This is a genomic window from Chryseobacterium capnotolerans (assembly GCF_021278965.1).
Lineage (GTDB): Bacteria > Bacteroidota > Bacteroidia > Flavobacteriales > Weeksellaceae > Chryseobacterium > Chryseobacterium capnotolerans.
On the sequence record NZ_CP065589.1, the window covers coordinates 3,942,172 to 3,955,545 of the forward strand.

At 35.1% G+C, this 13,374-nt stretch carries 14 protein-coding genes and 14 tRNA genes; all 28 read right to left on the bottom strand.

The annotated features are described in order from the left end of the window. Window positions 1–4 precede the first annotated feature (4 nt). A complete protein-coding gene (locus H5J24_RS18895; protein ID WP_068939872.1) occupies window positions 5–556 on the bottom strand; it encodes a 3'-5' exonuclease in 552 nt (183 codons plus the stop codon). 69 nt (window positions 557–625) lie between these two features. Continuing rightward, the gene (locus H5J24_RS18900) at window positions 626–1,171 is read right to left on the bottom strand and encodes a 3'-5' exonuclease (protein ID WP_068939874.1); all 546 of its coding nucleotides are present in this window, start codon (window positions 1,169–1,171) and stop codon (window positions 626–628) included. A 139-nt stretch (window positions 1,172–1,310) separates the two neighbouring features. Then, on the bottom strand, window positions 1,311–1,874 hold the full coding sequence (locus tag H5J24_RS18905) for a metallophosphoesterase family protein (RefSeq protein WP_068939877.1): 564 nt from the start codon (window positions 1,872–1,874) through the stop codon (window positions 1,311–1,313). Between the two features lie 113 nt (window positions 1,875–1,987). After that, window positions 1,988–2,929, bottom strand: a complete 942-nt coding sequence (locus H5J24_RS18910; protein ID WP_068939879.1) for an MBL fold metallo-hydrolase — start codon at window positions 2,927–2,929, stop codon at window positions 1,988–1,990. A gap of 241 nt (window positions 2,930–3,170) precedes the next feature. Continuing rightward, complete coding sequence (locus H5J24_RS18915; protein WP_068939881.1) at window positions 3,171–3,761, bottom strand: RNA ligase 1 family protein; 591 nt, start codon at window positions 3,759–3,761, stop codon at window positions 3,171–3,173. Between the two features lie 51 nt (window positions 3,762–3,812). Then, on the bottom strand, window positions 3,813–4,826 hold the full coding sequence (locus tag H5J24_RS18920; protein WP_068939884.1) for an RNA ligase, Rnl2 family: 1,014 nt from the start codon (window positions 4,824–4,826) through the stop codon (window positions 3,813–3,815). A 32-nt stretch (window positions 4,827–4,858) separates the two neighbouring features. Further along, entirely contained in the window at window positions 4,859–5,194 is a 336-nt protein-coding gene (locus tag H5J24_RS18925) for a cyclic-phosphate processing receiver domain-containing protein (RefSeq protein WP_390881164.1), read from the bottom strand. 30 nt (window positions 5,195–5,224) lie between these two features. Continuing rightward, window positions 5,225–6,010: a hypothetical protein gene (locus tag H5J24_RS18930; RefSeq protein ID WP_068939885.1), complete on the bottom strand. Its 786-nt coding sequence runs from the start codon at window positions 6,008–6,010 to the stop codon at window positions 5,225–5,227. 18 nt (window positions 6,011–6,028) lie between these two features. Continuing rightward, window positions 6,029–6,574, bottom strand: a complete 546-nt coding sequence (locus H5J24_RS18935) for a 3'-5' exonuclease (protein WP_068939887.1) — start codon at window positions 6,572–6,574, stop codon at window positions 6,029–6,031. Between the two features lie 11 nt (window positions 6,575–6,585). Next, on the bottom strand, window positions 6,586–7,362 hold the full coding sequence (locus H5J24_RS18940; RefSeq protein ID WP_068939889.1) for an ATP-grasp domain-containing protein: 777 nt from the start codon (window positions 7,360–7,362) through the stop codon (window positions 6,586–6,588). A gap of 34 nt (window positions 7,363–7,396) precedes the next feature. Then, window positions 7,397–7,885 (bottom strand): ribonuclease H-like YkuK family protein, encoded by a 489-nt coding sequence (locus tag H5J24_RS18945; protein WP_068939891.1) that lies wholly within the window; start codon window positions 7,883–7,885, stop codon window positions 7,397–7,399. 99 nt (window positions 7,886–7,984) lie between these two features. Beyond that, window positions 7,985–8,055, bottom strand: a tRNA-Trp gene (locus H5J24_RS18950). 8 nt (window positions 8,056–8,063) lie between these two features. After that, a tRNA-Gln gene (locus H5J24_RS18955) sits at window positions 8,064–8,135 on the bottom strand. 99 nt (window positions 8,136–8,234) lie between these two features. Next, window positions 8,235–8,307, bottom strand: a tRNA-Phe gene (locus tag H5J24_RS18960). A gap of 243 nt (window positions 8,308–8,550) precedes the next feature. Next, window positions 8,551–8,622, bottom strand: a tRNA-Glu gene (locus H5J24_RS18965). Window positions 8,623–8,893: 271 nt separating this feature from the next. Continuing rightward, window positions 8,894–8,980, bottom strand: a tRNA-Tyr gene (locus H5J24_RS18970). A 251-nt stretch (window positions 8,981–9,231) separates the two neighbouring features. Continuing rightward, a tRNA-Cys gene (locus H5J24_RS18975) sits at window positions 9,232–9,313 on the bottom strand. Between the two features lie 251 nt (window positions 9,314–9,564). After that, window positions 9,565–9,636, bottom strand: a tRNA-Asn gene (locus tag H5J24_RS18980). A gap of 5 nt (window positions 9,637–9,641) precedes the next feature. Continuing rightward, window positions 9,642–9,714 (bottom strand) — tRNA-Leu (locus H5J24_RS18985). Window positions 9,715–9,815: 101 nt separating this feature from the next. Further along, window positions 9,816–9,887 (bottom strand) — tRNA-Pro (locus tag H5J24_RS18990). A gap of 67 nt (window positions 9,888–9,954) precedes the next feature. After that, window positions 9,955–10,025, bottom strand: a tRNA-Asp gene (locus H5J24_RS18995). A gap of 7 nt (window positions 10,026–10,032) precedes the next feature. Continuing rightward, window positions 10,033–10,106, bottom strand: a tRNA-Arg gene (locus tag H5J24_RS19000). A gap of 7 nt (window positions 10,107–10,113) precedes the next feature. Continuing rightward, a tRNA-Lys gene (locus tag H5J24_RS19005) sits at window positions 10,114–10,187 on the bottom strand. 64 nt (window positions 10,188–10,251) lie between these two features. Further along, a tRNA-Ile gene (locus tag H5J24_RS19010) sits at window positions 10,252–10,325 on the bottom strand. 8 nt (window positions 10,326–10,333) lie between these two features. Beyond that, window positions 10,334–10,401: transfer RNA gene (locus H5J24_RS19015), tRNA-His, on the bottom strand. 576 nt (window positions 10,402–10,977) lie between these two features. Then, window positions 10,978–11,106 carry a penicillin-binding protein gene (locus H5J24_RS19020; RefSeq protein WP_068939893.1) on the bottom strand — a complete coding sequence of 43 codons (129 nt, stop codon included), beginning with the start codon at window positions 11,104–11,106 and terminating at the stop codon, window positions 10,978–10,980. A 193-nt stretch (window positions 11,107–11,299) separates the two neighbouring features. Beyond that, window positions 11,300–12,319, bottom strand: a complete 1,020-nt coding sequence (locus H5J24_RS19025; RefSeq protein ID WP_068940150.1) for a soluble NSF attachment family protein — start codon at window positions 12,317–12,319, stop codon at window positions 11,300–11,302. Continuing rightward, window positions 12,312–13,355: a hypothetical protein gene (locus H5J24_RS19030; protein ID WP_232815779.1), complete on the bottom strand. Its 1,044-nt coding sequence runs from the start codon at window positions 13,353–13,355 to the stop codon at window positions 12,312–12,314. The genes H5J24_RS19025 and H5J24_RS19030 overlap by 8 nt, the downstream gene beginning before the upstream one ends. Between the last annotated feature and the right edge of the window lie 19 nt (window positions 13,356–13,374).

Here is a 13,374-nt window from a genome sequence, read left to right on the forward strand (position 1 = left end):
CATTTTAATTATGCTGCAGACACCAATGCAAGATCTTGGCTATATTTCGTGCATCATCTACACCTCTGTGATGAGTACCATCTAGTTTAAATCCAAGTTCATTCAGCGCTCTTTGCATTCCTACGCTTTTTCTTATGGTAGGGTGAGTTTGCCCGAATAATGTTTTGACATTGATATGATCATCACTTAACGGATAATCCAGATAAAATCTTCTGGCCTGGTTCTGGAGCATATTCAGATCATAGTTTCCATAGCTTGCCCAGGTTAAATCTTCTGAATCATATTCTGCTCTCAGAATATCGAATGCATCATCCAGCATGATTCCCTCGGTATCCAGCATATTTTGGGTAAGCGTAGTAAGTTCCGTACAGAACGGGCTTACTTTTGAATATTGAGGTTTTATTAAAATCCCTTCATTTTGTGAGATCTTACCGGTTTTTGTGTTCATAATACAAACTCCGATTTCGATGATCTCACTTTCCTGACCTCTCGGCGGGTATTTTTCCCAACATGTGGCTTCAAGGTCTATAATGAGTATATTTTCTGTTGTTTTCATTGTTTTTTATTTAAGGTTAAAAGATGGAAGCGATGTATTATTTTAAGTTTGTTGCTTCCATCCAGATGATTACTCCAAAATCTTATTAAGAATTTTGGCTGTATTATAAGCATCGTCTGCTCCGCTGTGATGATTTCCGTCGAAATTCATTTTCAGATGATCCAGGGCTCTTTTCAGTCCAATAGATTTATACAGTCTGAAATGTCTTTTGAATTCATACATCACATTAAGGTATTGTCCTGAAAAAGGATTTTCTATCCCGAGCCAATCGCACTGTTCGATGATCTGTTCTCTATCGAAGTTTCCATATCCGGCCCAGGTGAGAGCTTCAGGATTGTACTCACCCCTGATTTTCTCACAGGCTTCTTCGAAATAGATTCCTTTTTCTTCTATTAATTGCGGAGTAATTCCAGTTAGCTTTGTGCAGAATCTATTGATTTCTGATCTTTCAGGAATGACATAAATGCTTTGTTTTTGAGAAATAGTATTGGATATAAGATTCAACTTACAAATTCCCATTTCTATAATATCAACTTTCTGTCCGATTGGAATCCTGTCGTTATCCCAACAGGTTGCTTCCAAATCGACAATTATGATTTCATTGGTTGTTTTCATGGTTGTGTAAAATGTGTTAATGGGAACAGGATAAAGTCAATAAATAAAGTCATAAAGAACCTGGATACCATAAATATGGCATCATTTAGCTATTGATCTATTTTCAGTTTAAATTCTTTCTCCCAGACTCTCCTGTCTATTACTCCCGAGGGGCAAATGGTGGTGTCCATTTTTTCTTTTTCATGATTTCCTTGACTTCTTCGTAGGATATTGGATAAAAATCGTGGCAATCTACTCCTACGTCGAAACTCAATGCCATTTCATCATCCGGCAAGGTTCCGTGTGAATGTCCGTATAACTGCCAGACTCCACGATGTGAGCCATTCCAGGTACGCATGGCGTAATGGAAGAGAATAATTTTCTGTTTTCCGTTGCTATTATCAGGTTCATCAATTTTCAATTCATGATAATCTCTGATGGAGGCGAATCGTTTAGGATACGTTAAAGCAGCCCCCTCGTGATTCCCCTTGATCAAATGGATATTTCCGTTCAGCTGATCTAAGATTTCCTTTGTAAAGTCTGGCTTTCCAAGACTGAAATCTCCTAAATGGTAGACGGTATCTCCCGGATTGATTCTTTCATTCCATCTTTTGATCAGTTCCTGATTCATATGTTCCATAGACTCAAAGGGTCTTTCGGAAAATTTTATAATATTTTCGTGACCAAAGTGATGGTCGGCTGTGAAAAATATATTGGGTTTCATTGTTTTATTTTTTTGTTACCACCCCGTCAAATCTACGATTTGACACCCCTCCGGAGGAGGGGAATATCACGTCTTCAACTGAAATTATTGTGAAGGGTGGAATCTTAATTTTTTTAATTTTGAAATGCTTGATAAAAAGCAGTTTCAATTTCTTGTTGATCGTTTTCAGTATATCTTCTTGAAAAATGGATAGGAACGGCTTCTTTCACCTTACATTCCTTCATAATCTTTCCAGATGCAGAGGCAAAGCTGTGGTAATTGATCTTCGCAAATTCCTGATCCGAATCTTTATAAAATGTTTCAATATAGACTTTATCTGCATCATTGAAGACTTCTTTTATCTTTTTATAATTGTCTTCATCAGCAGCATGATCCATAATTACTCCTAATTTGTAACCTTCATTTCTGGTTAACAAATGAAACAAATCTGATGCTTTATACAAAGTTCCTTCTATTTCGATTTCTTTATCCGAGTCATTATTTTCAAAGGCCACTTTCAGTTCACTGATCCATTTTCCTTTCTTAAAATCAGAAGCATTTTCATGAAAAGTAATAGAATCTCTTTCCTTAAACAGGTAAGCAATAGAATCTGTTTTGTGGTCCAGAATTGCAAAATCTACATTTACATATTCATCTTCAAAAAGGAAATCCTGAGTCTTTACAAATTCAAGGTTCCAATAAGGAGGACGAAGGGTATAAACATTGATTTCTTCTTTAGAAACAATTTCACGGATCTCATACTCAATAGCATCTTCTGCTATTAAATTCCAGGTATAGGATTTTAATCTTGCTTCAATTTGCTGATGAATATTTTTTGGTCCACAGATCACAACTTTTTCTCCGCTTCCAATCTGATGTCTGAAAATTCCGTCAAAATTGGAAAAATGATCGATATGCGTATGGCTGATCAATATCGCTGATATCGCCTGTGCTTCCTTTACCGTTAATAAACTTGCTTCTCCACAATCACACAAATAGTGCTTTGCTGAGTTGGGAACTTTTATTAATATACTGATGTCTTCTTTTAAAAGACTTTTTATTTCTGCCTGTAACATTGTTTTTCTTTTTTAAACCACCCCATCAAAAATTTTTAATTTTTGCCACCCCTTCATTGGAGGGGAATTTTCACGTCTTCAACTGAGATACTTGTAAAAATACCTGTTTCTATCCATTTCTCAGGTATATTTGAATGCTTTCAATCTATGTGCATAATGACATGCTTGGCTTTTTAAGTTGTGGTTGCATTTATATATATAAAAGTTCCGGTAAAATAAATTACCGAAACTTCATCTTTATTTAAACAATAAGTTCTTTTATCGCTTTTCTATGTATACCAAAATCAGATTTCCTGATCTTACACATACGATTATCCGCTGTATGATGGAAAACAATACCTTCCATATTATTCTCAGGATTGCTCAGAAAGTTTTTGATACATTCAAAATCCAGACTTTCTAAACTAAGAATATTATTTCCGTGCTTTACTAATAAATGACCTTTAATATTTTCAGGGTTCCCCTGTACTTTCTCCCCAATAAGTTCGTAAGTACCTTCTTCCACCTTGCCCGATTCGGCCAACGCATTAAAACCTTCCCAGAAGTACTGATCATCTTTTTTCTCCATGCTACACTCAACCCAATGCGGATGATGGCCTGTAGTAAGATCTGCTTCCTGACATGGAATTGCACCTTCAGGAGCTGTTTTACCTTTTTTGGCATCGTATCTTTTGTATAATTTACCATTGATCACCGCACATGCAGAACCATCAAACTTTTGCGTAGCAATAGCTTTTCCATCAAAAACCCAATTGTTTTCAGGATTAATTTCGTTAATAACTCTTCCTAAATTATTTATATCTTTTTTGAATAATGTACTTATCTTTTTCATTTTTAATTGCTTTAATGGCAAAAGCTCTTATTCATTGGCATCAATCCCAAACTATACTTTTGCTGAATTTAATTCTTCTTTCACAATATCAATCACTAAAGAATTCAACTTTTTGTTGATCCTTTTCTGTTCTTCTTTTTCAATGGTTGTAAAAACTGCCGGAAAATCTTTTTCAAAATCTTCTAAAATGTCCTGCGCAAAAAGACCAATCACTTTTCCTATCATTTTAGGTTCGAATTCGCCGATTTTGCTCACCACATTATTCAAACGGTTCACTGTTGCGTATCTCTGGATTTCGTTCCAGATATTTTGAGCAGTTTCACTGAAATCAAGCTTTTTTTGAACAATTTTATCTTGTTTTTTGACCATTTTAGACTTTTCGATCCACTTTTCATTTTTATTTTTAAGAATGACTCTGGCTCCGTTTCCAAAATATCTGGTTTTTAGAGTTTTGATAATGGTTCCTTCACACATGTTATTCATTTCCGGTAATCCTAACCAGGTTGGGATTTTAGAATTGAAAACATTCGGGAACATCAAAGCTTCTTCTAAAGTTCCTTCAAATAAGGTTTTAGCATAGAAAAATCCGGTCTCCTCAAAAATTGAGTTGGCAATATCCGTATCCAAATAAGTAACCCCATTCAAGTTAATATCGAATGCATAAAAATCGTTGTAAGGTGCATATTCAATTCCTGCCTGCACTTTTATTGCGTCTTTTACGGGTTCTACTTCTTTATGTTTGTAACCGCCGCCGAACAATTCACCGTAGATGACTACAGTTTCAATATCCGGATATATTGTCTTCACTTTTTGAAACAAATTAATTACATTTTTTCTGTATTGTTCCAAAATTTTGTGTGCATTATAAAATTTCTCCTCTTTCTCAATGAAAGCTGTTCTTTTGGCGATTTTAATTTCCTTTCCGTCGGTAAAGAAAGAGAAATTAGCTCCATGAACTTTTTCCTGCACGATGAAAACCTCATCTCCAAAGCCCTGCATCTTGATCTGATCGATCATTCGGCTCTGGTAAGCATTTTCTATAGAGTTATATGTTTTGAAAATCATTTTTTTAGTTTTTTAAAGTTTTTTAAAAGCCTTTATATATTCTCCTTTCCTACGGGATTCATGGAATGGCTATAGAATTTTGGTAAGTCTAAATAATTATCCATACAGTACTCTACCAACCATTTTGCACAGTCATAACCTGTTTTTTCCACAAACTCACCGGCATCCTGTTTTAGATAATGCTCATCTGCAAGATCATGATCAAAAGAAATCATTTCCGGAAGGCCTTTCTCTAGAATTCTATTGACAAACTGATCGTAATTCCGAACAATATGCCAGTCTCTCCTGAGAAAAATATCCTGTTTGGTATAACGATATGCCTCAATCGGATATCGAATATCATCCAGAAACAATAGTCTTTTGGTCATTTCCATCGTATTATTTTTTTTGAACTTTACCTAGTCCTCATGAATCCAATCTACAACGGTCTTTAAAAAATGTAATCTCACTTCTTCGAACCTTGTAATATTAGGTATATGATTAATTTCCAATAAATGTTTATGACCGTTTTTCTGAACGATATAGTCATTCGCGATCACATCCATTCCTATCTTTTCTTTTAACATCAGGGTATCTTGTAAAAGTTCTGCATCCATTTCCATGAATTGGGCATCATCCGGATGGATGGATTTTAGCCATGTATCTCCTTCAAGCTTTATCTGCCAGGATTTTTCACCAATGTTTAAAATTCTTACAGCATCGCCTTCAAAATAAGGTTCCAGCACACTATTTTCTGTACTTTCCCAACTTCCTGTAAATTTATGTTTGTTCTCTCCACAATGCCAATTTCCCCATTTTGCCACTAACTCGGTATCTGTATTCACATAAGCTCCTGCTGAGATAAATCCTCTTTGGGAATTAAATTTTGAATACTTCATCGCCTTAGCAAGGCAAGGAATTTTCAATCTACATTCGAGCATTCCGTAAGCGTTTGGGAAACATGGGCCGTTCCAAATTGTCAATCCGGCGATAAGATCGAGATCATCTTCAAAAATCCCGTGATACACGACCTTATCTACCGGAAGCATTCCTACTCCCTGGGCCTTTTCAACATATAAGGTTCCGTCCACAACTTTTATCATTGGAATGGATTGGTGCCAGATCATAAGGCCATCATAATGTTGTCGTATATATTCGTATTCCTGTTCGTGTAAGCCGATAACGGCTATTCTATTGTGAGTCATGTTTCTAGTTTTTTTGTGTTATTTTCTTAACACGTGATATAATAGTTTGGCGGTATTATAAGCATCGTCTGCTCCGCTGTGGTTATTTCCTTCAAATTCAAGATTTCTTGCTTCGAGTTCTTTTAAAAGACCTCTTGGCTTTTCTCCTTTCATCAGGGTTATCAATATTTTCAGATCAATATAAGTTGTATTAAAGGGAGATCTTATTCCCATTTCTTTACATTGACTTTCCATAATTTCCTTATCAAATCCTCCGTATCCTGAATAAATTCTGACCAGCGAATTATATCTGTTCCTGATTCTTGAACAGGCTTCCTGAAAAGAGAGTCCTTCTTTTTCCAGTTTTTCAGCTGTAATTCCGGTCAGTTGTGTACAGTATTCACTGACTTCGGATTTGTAAGGTTTTACGAAATAACTTCTTTTATCTTCGATGCTTCCATCTGACATATTCAGCTTGCAGATTCCGATTTCAATAATTTCTCTTTCCTGATTTTCAGGAATCTTGTCATCTTCCCAGCAAGTCGCTTCTATGTCTATCACTGTAATTTTATCATACAAAAGCATTTCTTTATTTTTTAATTTGAAAAGTAGATATTCAATGCTTTAATCACACTTTTCACATTGGTATTGGGATAAAATCCGGAACTGTTGATACAATTAATTTCAACGACTTTCCAACCTTTATCCGTTAAACAGATATCCATTACAAAGGCTTCTTCAAGATTAAACAACTGAATCATCTTTTTTGCAAAATCCAATCCGTCCTGTGAAACATTTTCTTCGAAAGGAGCATTATCATTAAATCTGTAGTAGCCACTATCCACAATTTGCCCACCAACGATCCAAAGCCTTGCTTCTTTTATGGTTCGCTTTGCTTCTGAGACCTGAATTAAAGAATCTGCTGTAATTCTGTTGGCTTGATTTTCTAATCTTTCAAAAATGAAGTCTTTCCATTCTGATTCTATAAAAACCTTTCCTGTGAAAATTTTTGCTTCATTGTATGGTTTGATAAATTTCTCTTCACCTTTTTCCCATTGTAATGCTTCAGAAATTTTATGAACAGAAACCTTATGATTCAACAGGTTTTCACCATAATATTGAGAGTATACCTCATACAAATGATTCCCACCATAAAAAGAACCGGGAAACCAGTCTGAATTTTGTTTTGCCAGTCTTGCAATCGTCACCGAACCATAGACAAAAACATCTTTTCTATCTGTTTCAAAGTCTATTTTATCTGCTGTTGGAGGAATATTAATGACATCATAGTCAATATTCAATTCTTCCAGTGCCTCAAAAATTTTGTAATGATCCGGATCTAAATACACATTAGACTGAATTAAAAAATACATGGTTATTGGTTTTAATCTTTAATTTTTTATCTTGTTATACCATCATATCTGCACAATTGGAACTTGCGAAGGCAAAAGGTTTTGCTTTAAATACATATCCCATTCCCAGAATATATCCCATCGCATCTTTTAATGCTACATTAGATTTAAAATCAGGATCGGTATTAATGTCTGCGTGTACCTCCATTTCTACTCCATAAGTGTCCAATACAGAACAGATTGCATAAGCGATTTCAACGGATTTGTTGACTTCATTCAGCATTCGTTCTTTGATACTGATGCTCTGTATTTCTCTTTCTTTTCTGATAAAGGTAAACGCTCCTTTTCCTTCACGAATAAATACTACTGCTGTAGCATAATTAATAGCTTCTCCATATACGTGAGAGTCTGATCCCACACATACTTTCAGACGATGTCCGTTTGCCTGTTCGCGAATAATGGCTTTTTCTACCAGCTGTGTGATAGAGTCTTGGAACATTTTTCCATTCATATTCTGCCATGTTTGTTGTTGTTGCGTTTCCATTTTTTCTACATACTTTAATTTATAATTGATAAATGATTGTTGATAATTAATTACTGAATGGTCAATTTTAAAAATTCATTATTGACTATTCATTTTTTGCACTCCGAACCGGACTCGAACCAGTACTATCAGTTTTGGAGACTGAGATGCTGCCATTACACTATCAGAGTAAAAGTTGTTAATTCATTAGGACTCGAACCTAAACTCCAAGAATCAAAATCTTGTGTGCTGCCCATTACACTATGAATCAGATTAATTCATGAGTAATAAGTAATTGGTAATGAGTAATGTTTAAAAACAGTCAAGTATCAAAGATGATTCATTATATTACTTATCATTCATGTTTTTGCGGAACAGACAGGAATTGAACCTGTACCTTTAGTTTTTCAGACTAACGTGCACACCGAGTACACCACTCTTCCCTATTTTATGAGCAATGAGTAATTAGTGATGAGTAATAATAAACTACTTTCCTATCATTCAGTACTTATTGCTCATTGCTCATAATTAAAAGGTTGTCTATTTTTATTGACTAAAGATCTTCTGCTCTTGACAACCTTTTTTTCTTTTCTTCATTTTGTGTGAATGGCAACTGGCCAATTCTTTTAATCTGAACTTTCATGGTATTAAAATCAATTTAATATTGACCAGTTATTCACATCCAGTACTCTATAAGGGAATCGAACCCTTATTTTCTGCTCGAAAGGCAGGCGTCCTTACCGTTAGACGAATAGAGCGTTTTTTATAAATAATGAGTAATTAGTGATGAGTAATAATAAAATGACTCTTCTATCATTGATTACTTATTGCTCATTATTCCTCATTAAAAAGAATAAGCTTGTCTTTAAATTTGCTTAACAAAAAGAACTTCTACGCTTGACAAGCCTTTCTTTCGAAAATTATATTGAGCATTTTTATATTTTCTTTTTTTGACCAACTGACTAGGAATCGAACCTAAACAACAAGAGTACATTTCCTGCATGCTGCCATTACATTATCAGCGGTTTTTGGTGGAAGTAGTAGGATTCGAACCTACTCAGCAATTAAGCAACAGATTTACAGTCTGCCCCGACTCTCCAACTTCGGCGTACTTCCCTATTCATAAGTAATGAGTAATTAGTGATGAGTAATGATGAAAACTATTTTTCAATCACTGATTACTTATTGCTCATTCTTTATTAAAAAAGAAAAGCCTGTCTGTATTTTGTGTTTTGGCTTAAAGATCTTCTGCGCTCGACAGACGTTTTCTTTTCTTAATAAAGGATATTTTTTCAGCTATAATTGATGAATGATCATTGATAGATTTGATCATCTACTGTTACATTCCAATTTTCAGCTTACTTTTGAGATGGTTATGGGATTCAAACCCACTCAGCTTACGCAACGGTTTTGCAGACCGCCCCGACTCTTCCACTTCGGCGAACCATCATATTTTAATAGGAGTAATCTTTTACTGCCTATTTAAAAAAAACAAAGTCTGTCTATATTTTTTGTTTGAACTTCTACGCTTGGCAGACTTTATTTTTTACCTAAAATTGTATTCATCATATTGTTTAGTTACTACCTGTTAATGATTGAGAAAGAAAAAGTTTGTCTGTACTTTTTGTGTTTTGGTGTAAAGATCTTCTGCTCTTGACAAACTTTTATTTTCTCCTGAAACAATTAACATTTAGTTACTGCGATTCCGGAAAGATTCGAACTTTCAACTTCTGGTTTAACAGACCAGCGCTCTACCATTGAGCTACAAAATCTTTTGTACGGGAAGAGGGATTCGAACCCTCAGCGCCTTGATCCTAAATCAAGTGTGTCTACCGTTCCACCATTCCCGCGGCGGCTTGATGAATAATGAGTAATTAGTGATGAGTAATGATGAAAGCTATGTTTCAATCTATTATTATTTATTACTCATTGCTCATTACTAATATTCCTGTCTGGAAAGCAAGATTCGAACTTGCGACCTCCCGCGTCCAAGACGGGTAAACAACCACCGTTATCTTTCCAGTTTTGCAGATTCATTTCAAATTCATTTCCGAGAGACAACCGGAGCAGAGACTTTTGATGAATCTTTGCGGTCTATGCGAGAATCGAACTCGCGGTGCCCAAGAGACAGTCGGGCAGGTTACCATTACCTCAATAGACCTTTTTTGTGATTCCGAGAGGATTCGAACCTCTAACCCTGGGTTTAGAAAACCCATGCTCTATCCAGTTGAGCTACGGAACCGTTTAAGTAATCCCAGAAAGATTTGAACTTTCAACTCCCGGTTTAAAAGACCGGTGCTCTAACCACTTGAGCTATGAGATTGTTTTAGTTTTTTAATGATTCGCGCTTTGTTTATCAATTTTAGTTTCACAATTCACTTTCATTGTAATCTCAGAAGGATTCGAACCTTCAACCTTCGACGTATCAGGTCGATGCTCTAACCATTTGAGCCATGAGATTTTATATTTTGGGTATCTCCGGGGATCGAACCCTGTTCTCCGGTTCCACAGACCGGCGCTTTACCAAATAAGCTAAAGAAACCATAAAAAAAGCGCCTCTTTTGGAGAGGCGCTTCATATTTTTTTACGTAAAAGATCATTAGCTGACCCACGTATATAAGCACCTTTTATTCACAATTCCACTTTCAAGAATACATACAACACCTGTCGGCTCTTGTCCAAACAGTCTTGAATATTGATTGTATATGTTATGAAATTGTTTCATTTTATTTTTGTTTTGCTTTTAAATTATTTTTGATTGAATCCTGAAAACCTGTTGCTTTCAATTTTCGGTTGCAAAGTAAATATGAATTTTTGGAACCTGCAAATAAATTTTCAAATTAAACCATTGATAATCAGATGATTATATTTAATTATTAGAGTAAGCGATTTCTGTCCGCAATATTTTGCAGATATCTTAATTACCTAAATGACTGTCTCTCATTGGGTTGTCTATCACTCTATTTTATTGTATTAAAGTTGCATTGTTTATTAAAAATTTTTCATGTTTATGGTTATTTTTTTTCATTCTAAATAATTTCTGACCTAAAAAACAAAAAACGTCTCGATTTTTCGAGACGTTTCTGTTGTATTTTGATTAATTTTTTACAAGTTTATAGTAAATAATTTCCAAAGTCAGCACATTTCGCCTCATTCCATATCACCTCATCATATCCCAACAATCCTTTGTTAGAAGGACTTTCGAATAGTTCTGCATTGATATGTGCTCTTTGTATTGTCATAATTTTCTGGTGCAAAGATATGAAAAATTGCTTTTGATTATGGAAAAATGGACTTGTTGTGAGGATTGGAAGCTGGAAGAGGGAGGCTGGAAGTAATGAAGGAGATCATTATTAAAACTTATTTTTTAAGACCTTTTACCTATTCAAAAGACAATATTTACTTCCATCTTCCATCCTCTAGCTTCCCTCGCTATTAATGATTAAACATCTTATTTCTTCCTGTCTTAAATCTTGAAATATCTTTCAGGATTACCTCATCATTGGGATTAAAATATTTTAGCTCATTCACAATTTCAGAGCGGGTTTCTACTTTTTCTGCAATGATTTCATACGCGATCTTTCTCACCACTGGTTGTAATTTCGGATCTTTTTTAAATTCGTATTTCATGGCTTCCAGATAGGTCAGCTTTTTATAAGCCGGTGTTTTCTCATACATCGTCTGTATTTCTGATTCCAGCTTTTTACCGTCGAATATATTAGTAAAGTAATTATTCAGACAGTTGAAGGCATCTTTATCTTCTTCCCAGCCTTTTAATAATACTTTTTGAGCTTCCTCCGGCTTTTCCATTTTCTTCCGGTAGACCAATGAGGCTTTTACCATCTGATTATTGGTGGTATAGTCGTCTGCTACCATCTGATAGTAAATATGGGCATTTTTAAGATCATTGATTTCCTTGTAAAGGTCTCCTACTTTTTCTTTCTGCTCCATTTCTTTGTACAGATCAATAGCTTTTTTATATTGCTTGGCTTTTTCGTAGCAATTGGCAGCATCGGATTTATTTTTTAATTTTTTAAGATACACGGCTGCGGCTTCGTTATAGAAACCACCCTCTTCCAATATTTTTGCCCCTCTGTAATAATCCTGCAACAGGTTCATATAGACTTTTGCTGCTTTTTTATAGTCTTTTTCTTCTATATATTTTTGAGCTAAATCTTCATATTTGCTTCTTATCCTGTCAAATAGCGAGTTTTCAAGATAAAAATTTCCTCCTTTGGCTCCTCCTTTTCCTGAATTCTGTATATTTTGTTCTTTATCTTTTAGAAAAGCAATCACCATAAGAATGATGAACGCAACAATTAGAAAAATCACAAGAGTTCCGACAACATCCCAGAAACTTTCATGGAATAGCTGTGCTACAATTCCAATCACTTTAAACATGGCCAGCAATACGAAGGCAGCCATGAATTTGTCTATAAATTTCTGTTTATTCATCATCATCGGATTTTAAAATGGTTTTATCATCCCTGAACAAACGGTAAAGCAGTAACATCACCCCAATAGCCAATACCCATACAAACCAGTTGTATCCAAACATTTTTACCAAAGGATAAAACAGATATACTAACATTCCTACCAGAATCACAATTAAAAGGAATTTTATCCAGCCCGGGACATTATCTCCGCCCAGATTCAATGATTTATTTTTAAATAGGAAGGAGTATAATCCAACCGCTGCAATCATTAGAATTACCATATAAATAATATCTGAAACAGGAGTATCTTTATTTAACGAATTACTCCCAGATTCCGCGCCTTTTACTTTTGAATCTTTGATGGATGACGGGGGTGACATATCAGCTATATCTATGGTTCCGTATAGCTTTCCTAAAGAATCCTGCATCAGAACCTGTTTTTTCTTTAAAAGATATTTGACAACATCTCCATTTACCGGTTTTCCTTTGGTATATTGTTTTAAGGAATCTGAGATTTTACGTTTCAGGACTTCACTTCTTTCTTTAATCTGCTTAGTGATTTTTTTAGTATAAATAATTTTAAGAGAATCTCTGCTCTGCTGCTCTTTACTGCTAAGCTTTTGAATATCTTGACCAATGGCGCTTACATCCCTTCCTCCTTTCTTTTTATATTCTTCTTTTTCTTTTTTTGTCTTGCTCTCCTGCATTCCTGCATTCAGGAGTTCATTGGACAGACCTTTTCTTTGATCAAAATATAGAGAATCTATCTTTTGGTCTATTTCGGAAACGCCAGAATGAAACGCGATCATATCTGAAGGAGCTTTTACAGCATCTGTTACAATCTTCCCTGAAGACATTACATTTTCCTCTTCTCCTGCTGTACTATCCTTATTTGATGGTAAAGCTATTTTTAGTACAATAGCGATTACTATAACAGCCCAAAATATTCTGCGAAAATTCCTGGTTCCTGCACTTTCCTGTTTCGCACCGGAACTTCCCAACAGCCCGTCTAACCAGGTAAATTTGCTAAATCCATCGCCCCTGGATGTTCCCATAATGTCTAAGGGTATTCCA

Bases quoted from the DNA above. Each gene is read 5' to 3' on its own strand.
- H5J24_RS18935 (WP_068939887.1), bottom strand. From the start codon at position 6,574: ATGCTTTTGTATGATAAAATTACAGTGATAGACATAGAAGCGACTTGC.
- H5J24_RS19030 (WP_232815779.1), bottom strand. From the start codon at position 13,355: ATGGGAACATCCAGGGGCGATGGATTTAGCAAATTTACCTGGTTAGAC.
- H5J24_RS18940 (WP_068939889.1), bottom strand. From the start codon at position 7,362: ATGTATTTTTTAATTCAGTCTAATGTGTATTTAGATCCGGATCATTAC.
- H5J24_RS18915 (WP_068939881.1), bottom strand. From the start codon at position 3,761: ATGAAAAAGATAAGTACATTATTCAAAAAAGATATAAATAATTTAGGA.
- H5J24_RS18945 (WP_068939891.1), bottom strand. From the start codon at position 7,885: ATGGAAACGCAACAACAACAAACATGGCAGAATATGAATGGAAAAATG.
- H5J24_RS18925 (WP_390881164.1), bottom strand. From the start codon at position 5,194: ATGACCAAAAGACTATTGTTTCTGGATGATATTCGATATCCGATTGAG.
- H5J24_RS18900 (WP_068939874.1), bottom strand. From the start codon at position 1,171: ATGAAAACAACCAATGAAATCATAATTGTCGATTTGGAAGCAACCTGT.
- H5J24_RS19020 (WP_068939893.1), bottom strand. From the start codon at position 11,106: ATGACAATACAAAGAGCACATATCAATGCAGAACTATTCGAAAGTCCT.
- H5J24_RS18920 (WP_068939884.1), bottom strand. From the start codon at position 4,826: ATGATTTTCAAAACATATAACTCTATAGAAAATGCTTACCAGAGCCGA.
- H5J24_RS18895 (WP_068939872.1), bottom strand. From the start codon at position 556: ATGAAAACAACAGAAAATATACTCATTATAGACCTTGAAGCCACATGT.
- H5J24_RS18910 (WP_068939879.1), bottom strand. From the start codon at position 2,929: ATGTTACAGGCAGAAATAAAAAGTCTTTTAAAAGAAGACATCAGTATA.
- H5J24_RS18905 (WP_068939877.1), bottom strand. From the start codon at position 1,874: ATGAAACCCAATATATTTTTCACAGCCGACCATCACTTTGGTCACGAA.
- H5J24_RS18930 (WP_068939885.1), bottom strand. From the start codon at position 6,010: ATGACTCACAATAGAATAGCCGTTATCGGCTTACACGAACAGGAATAC.
- H5J24_RS19025 (WP_068940150.1), bottom strand. From the start codon at position 12,319: ATGAATAAACAGAAATTTATAGACAAATTCATGGCTGCCTTCGTATTG.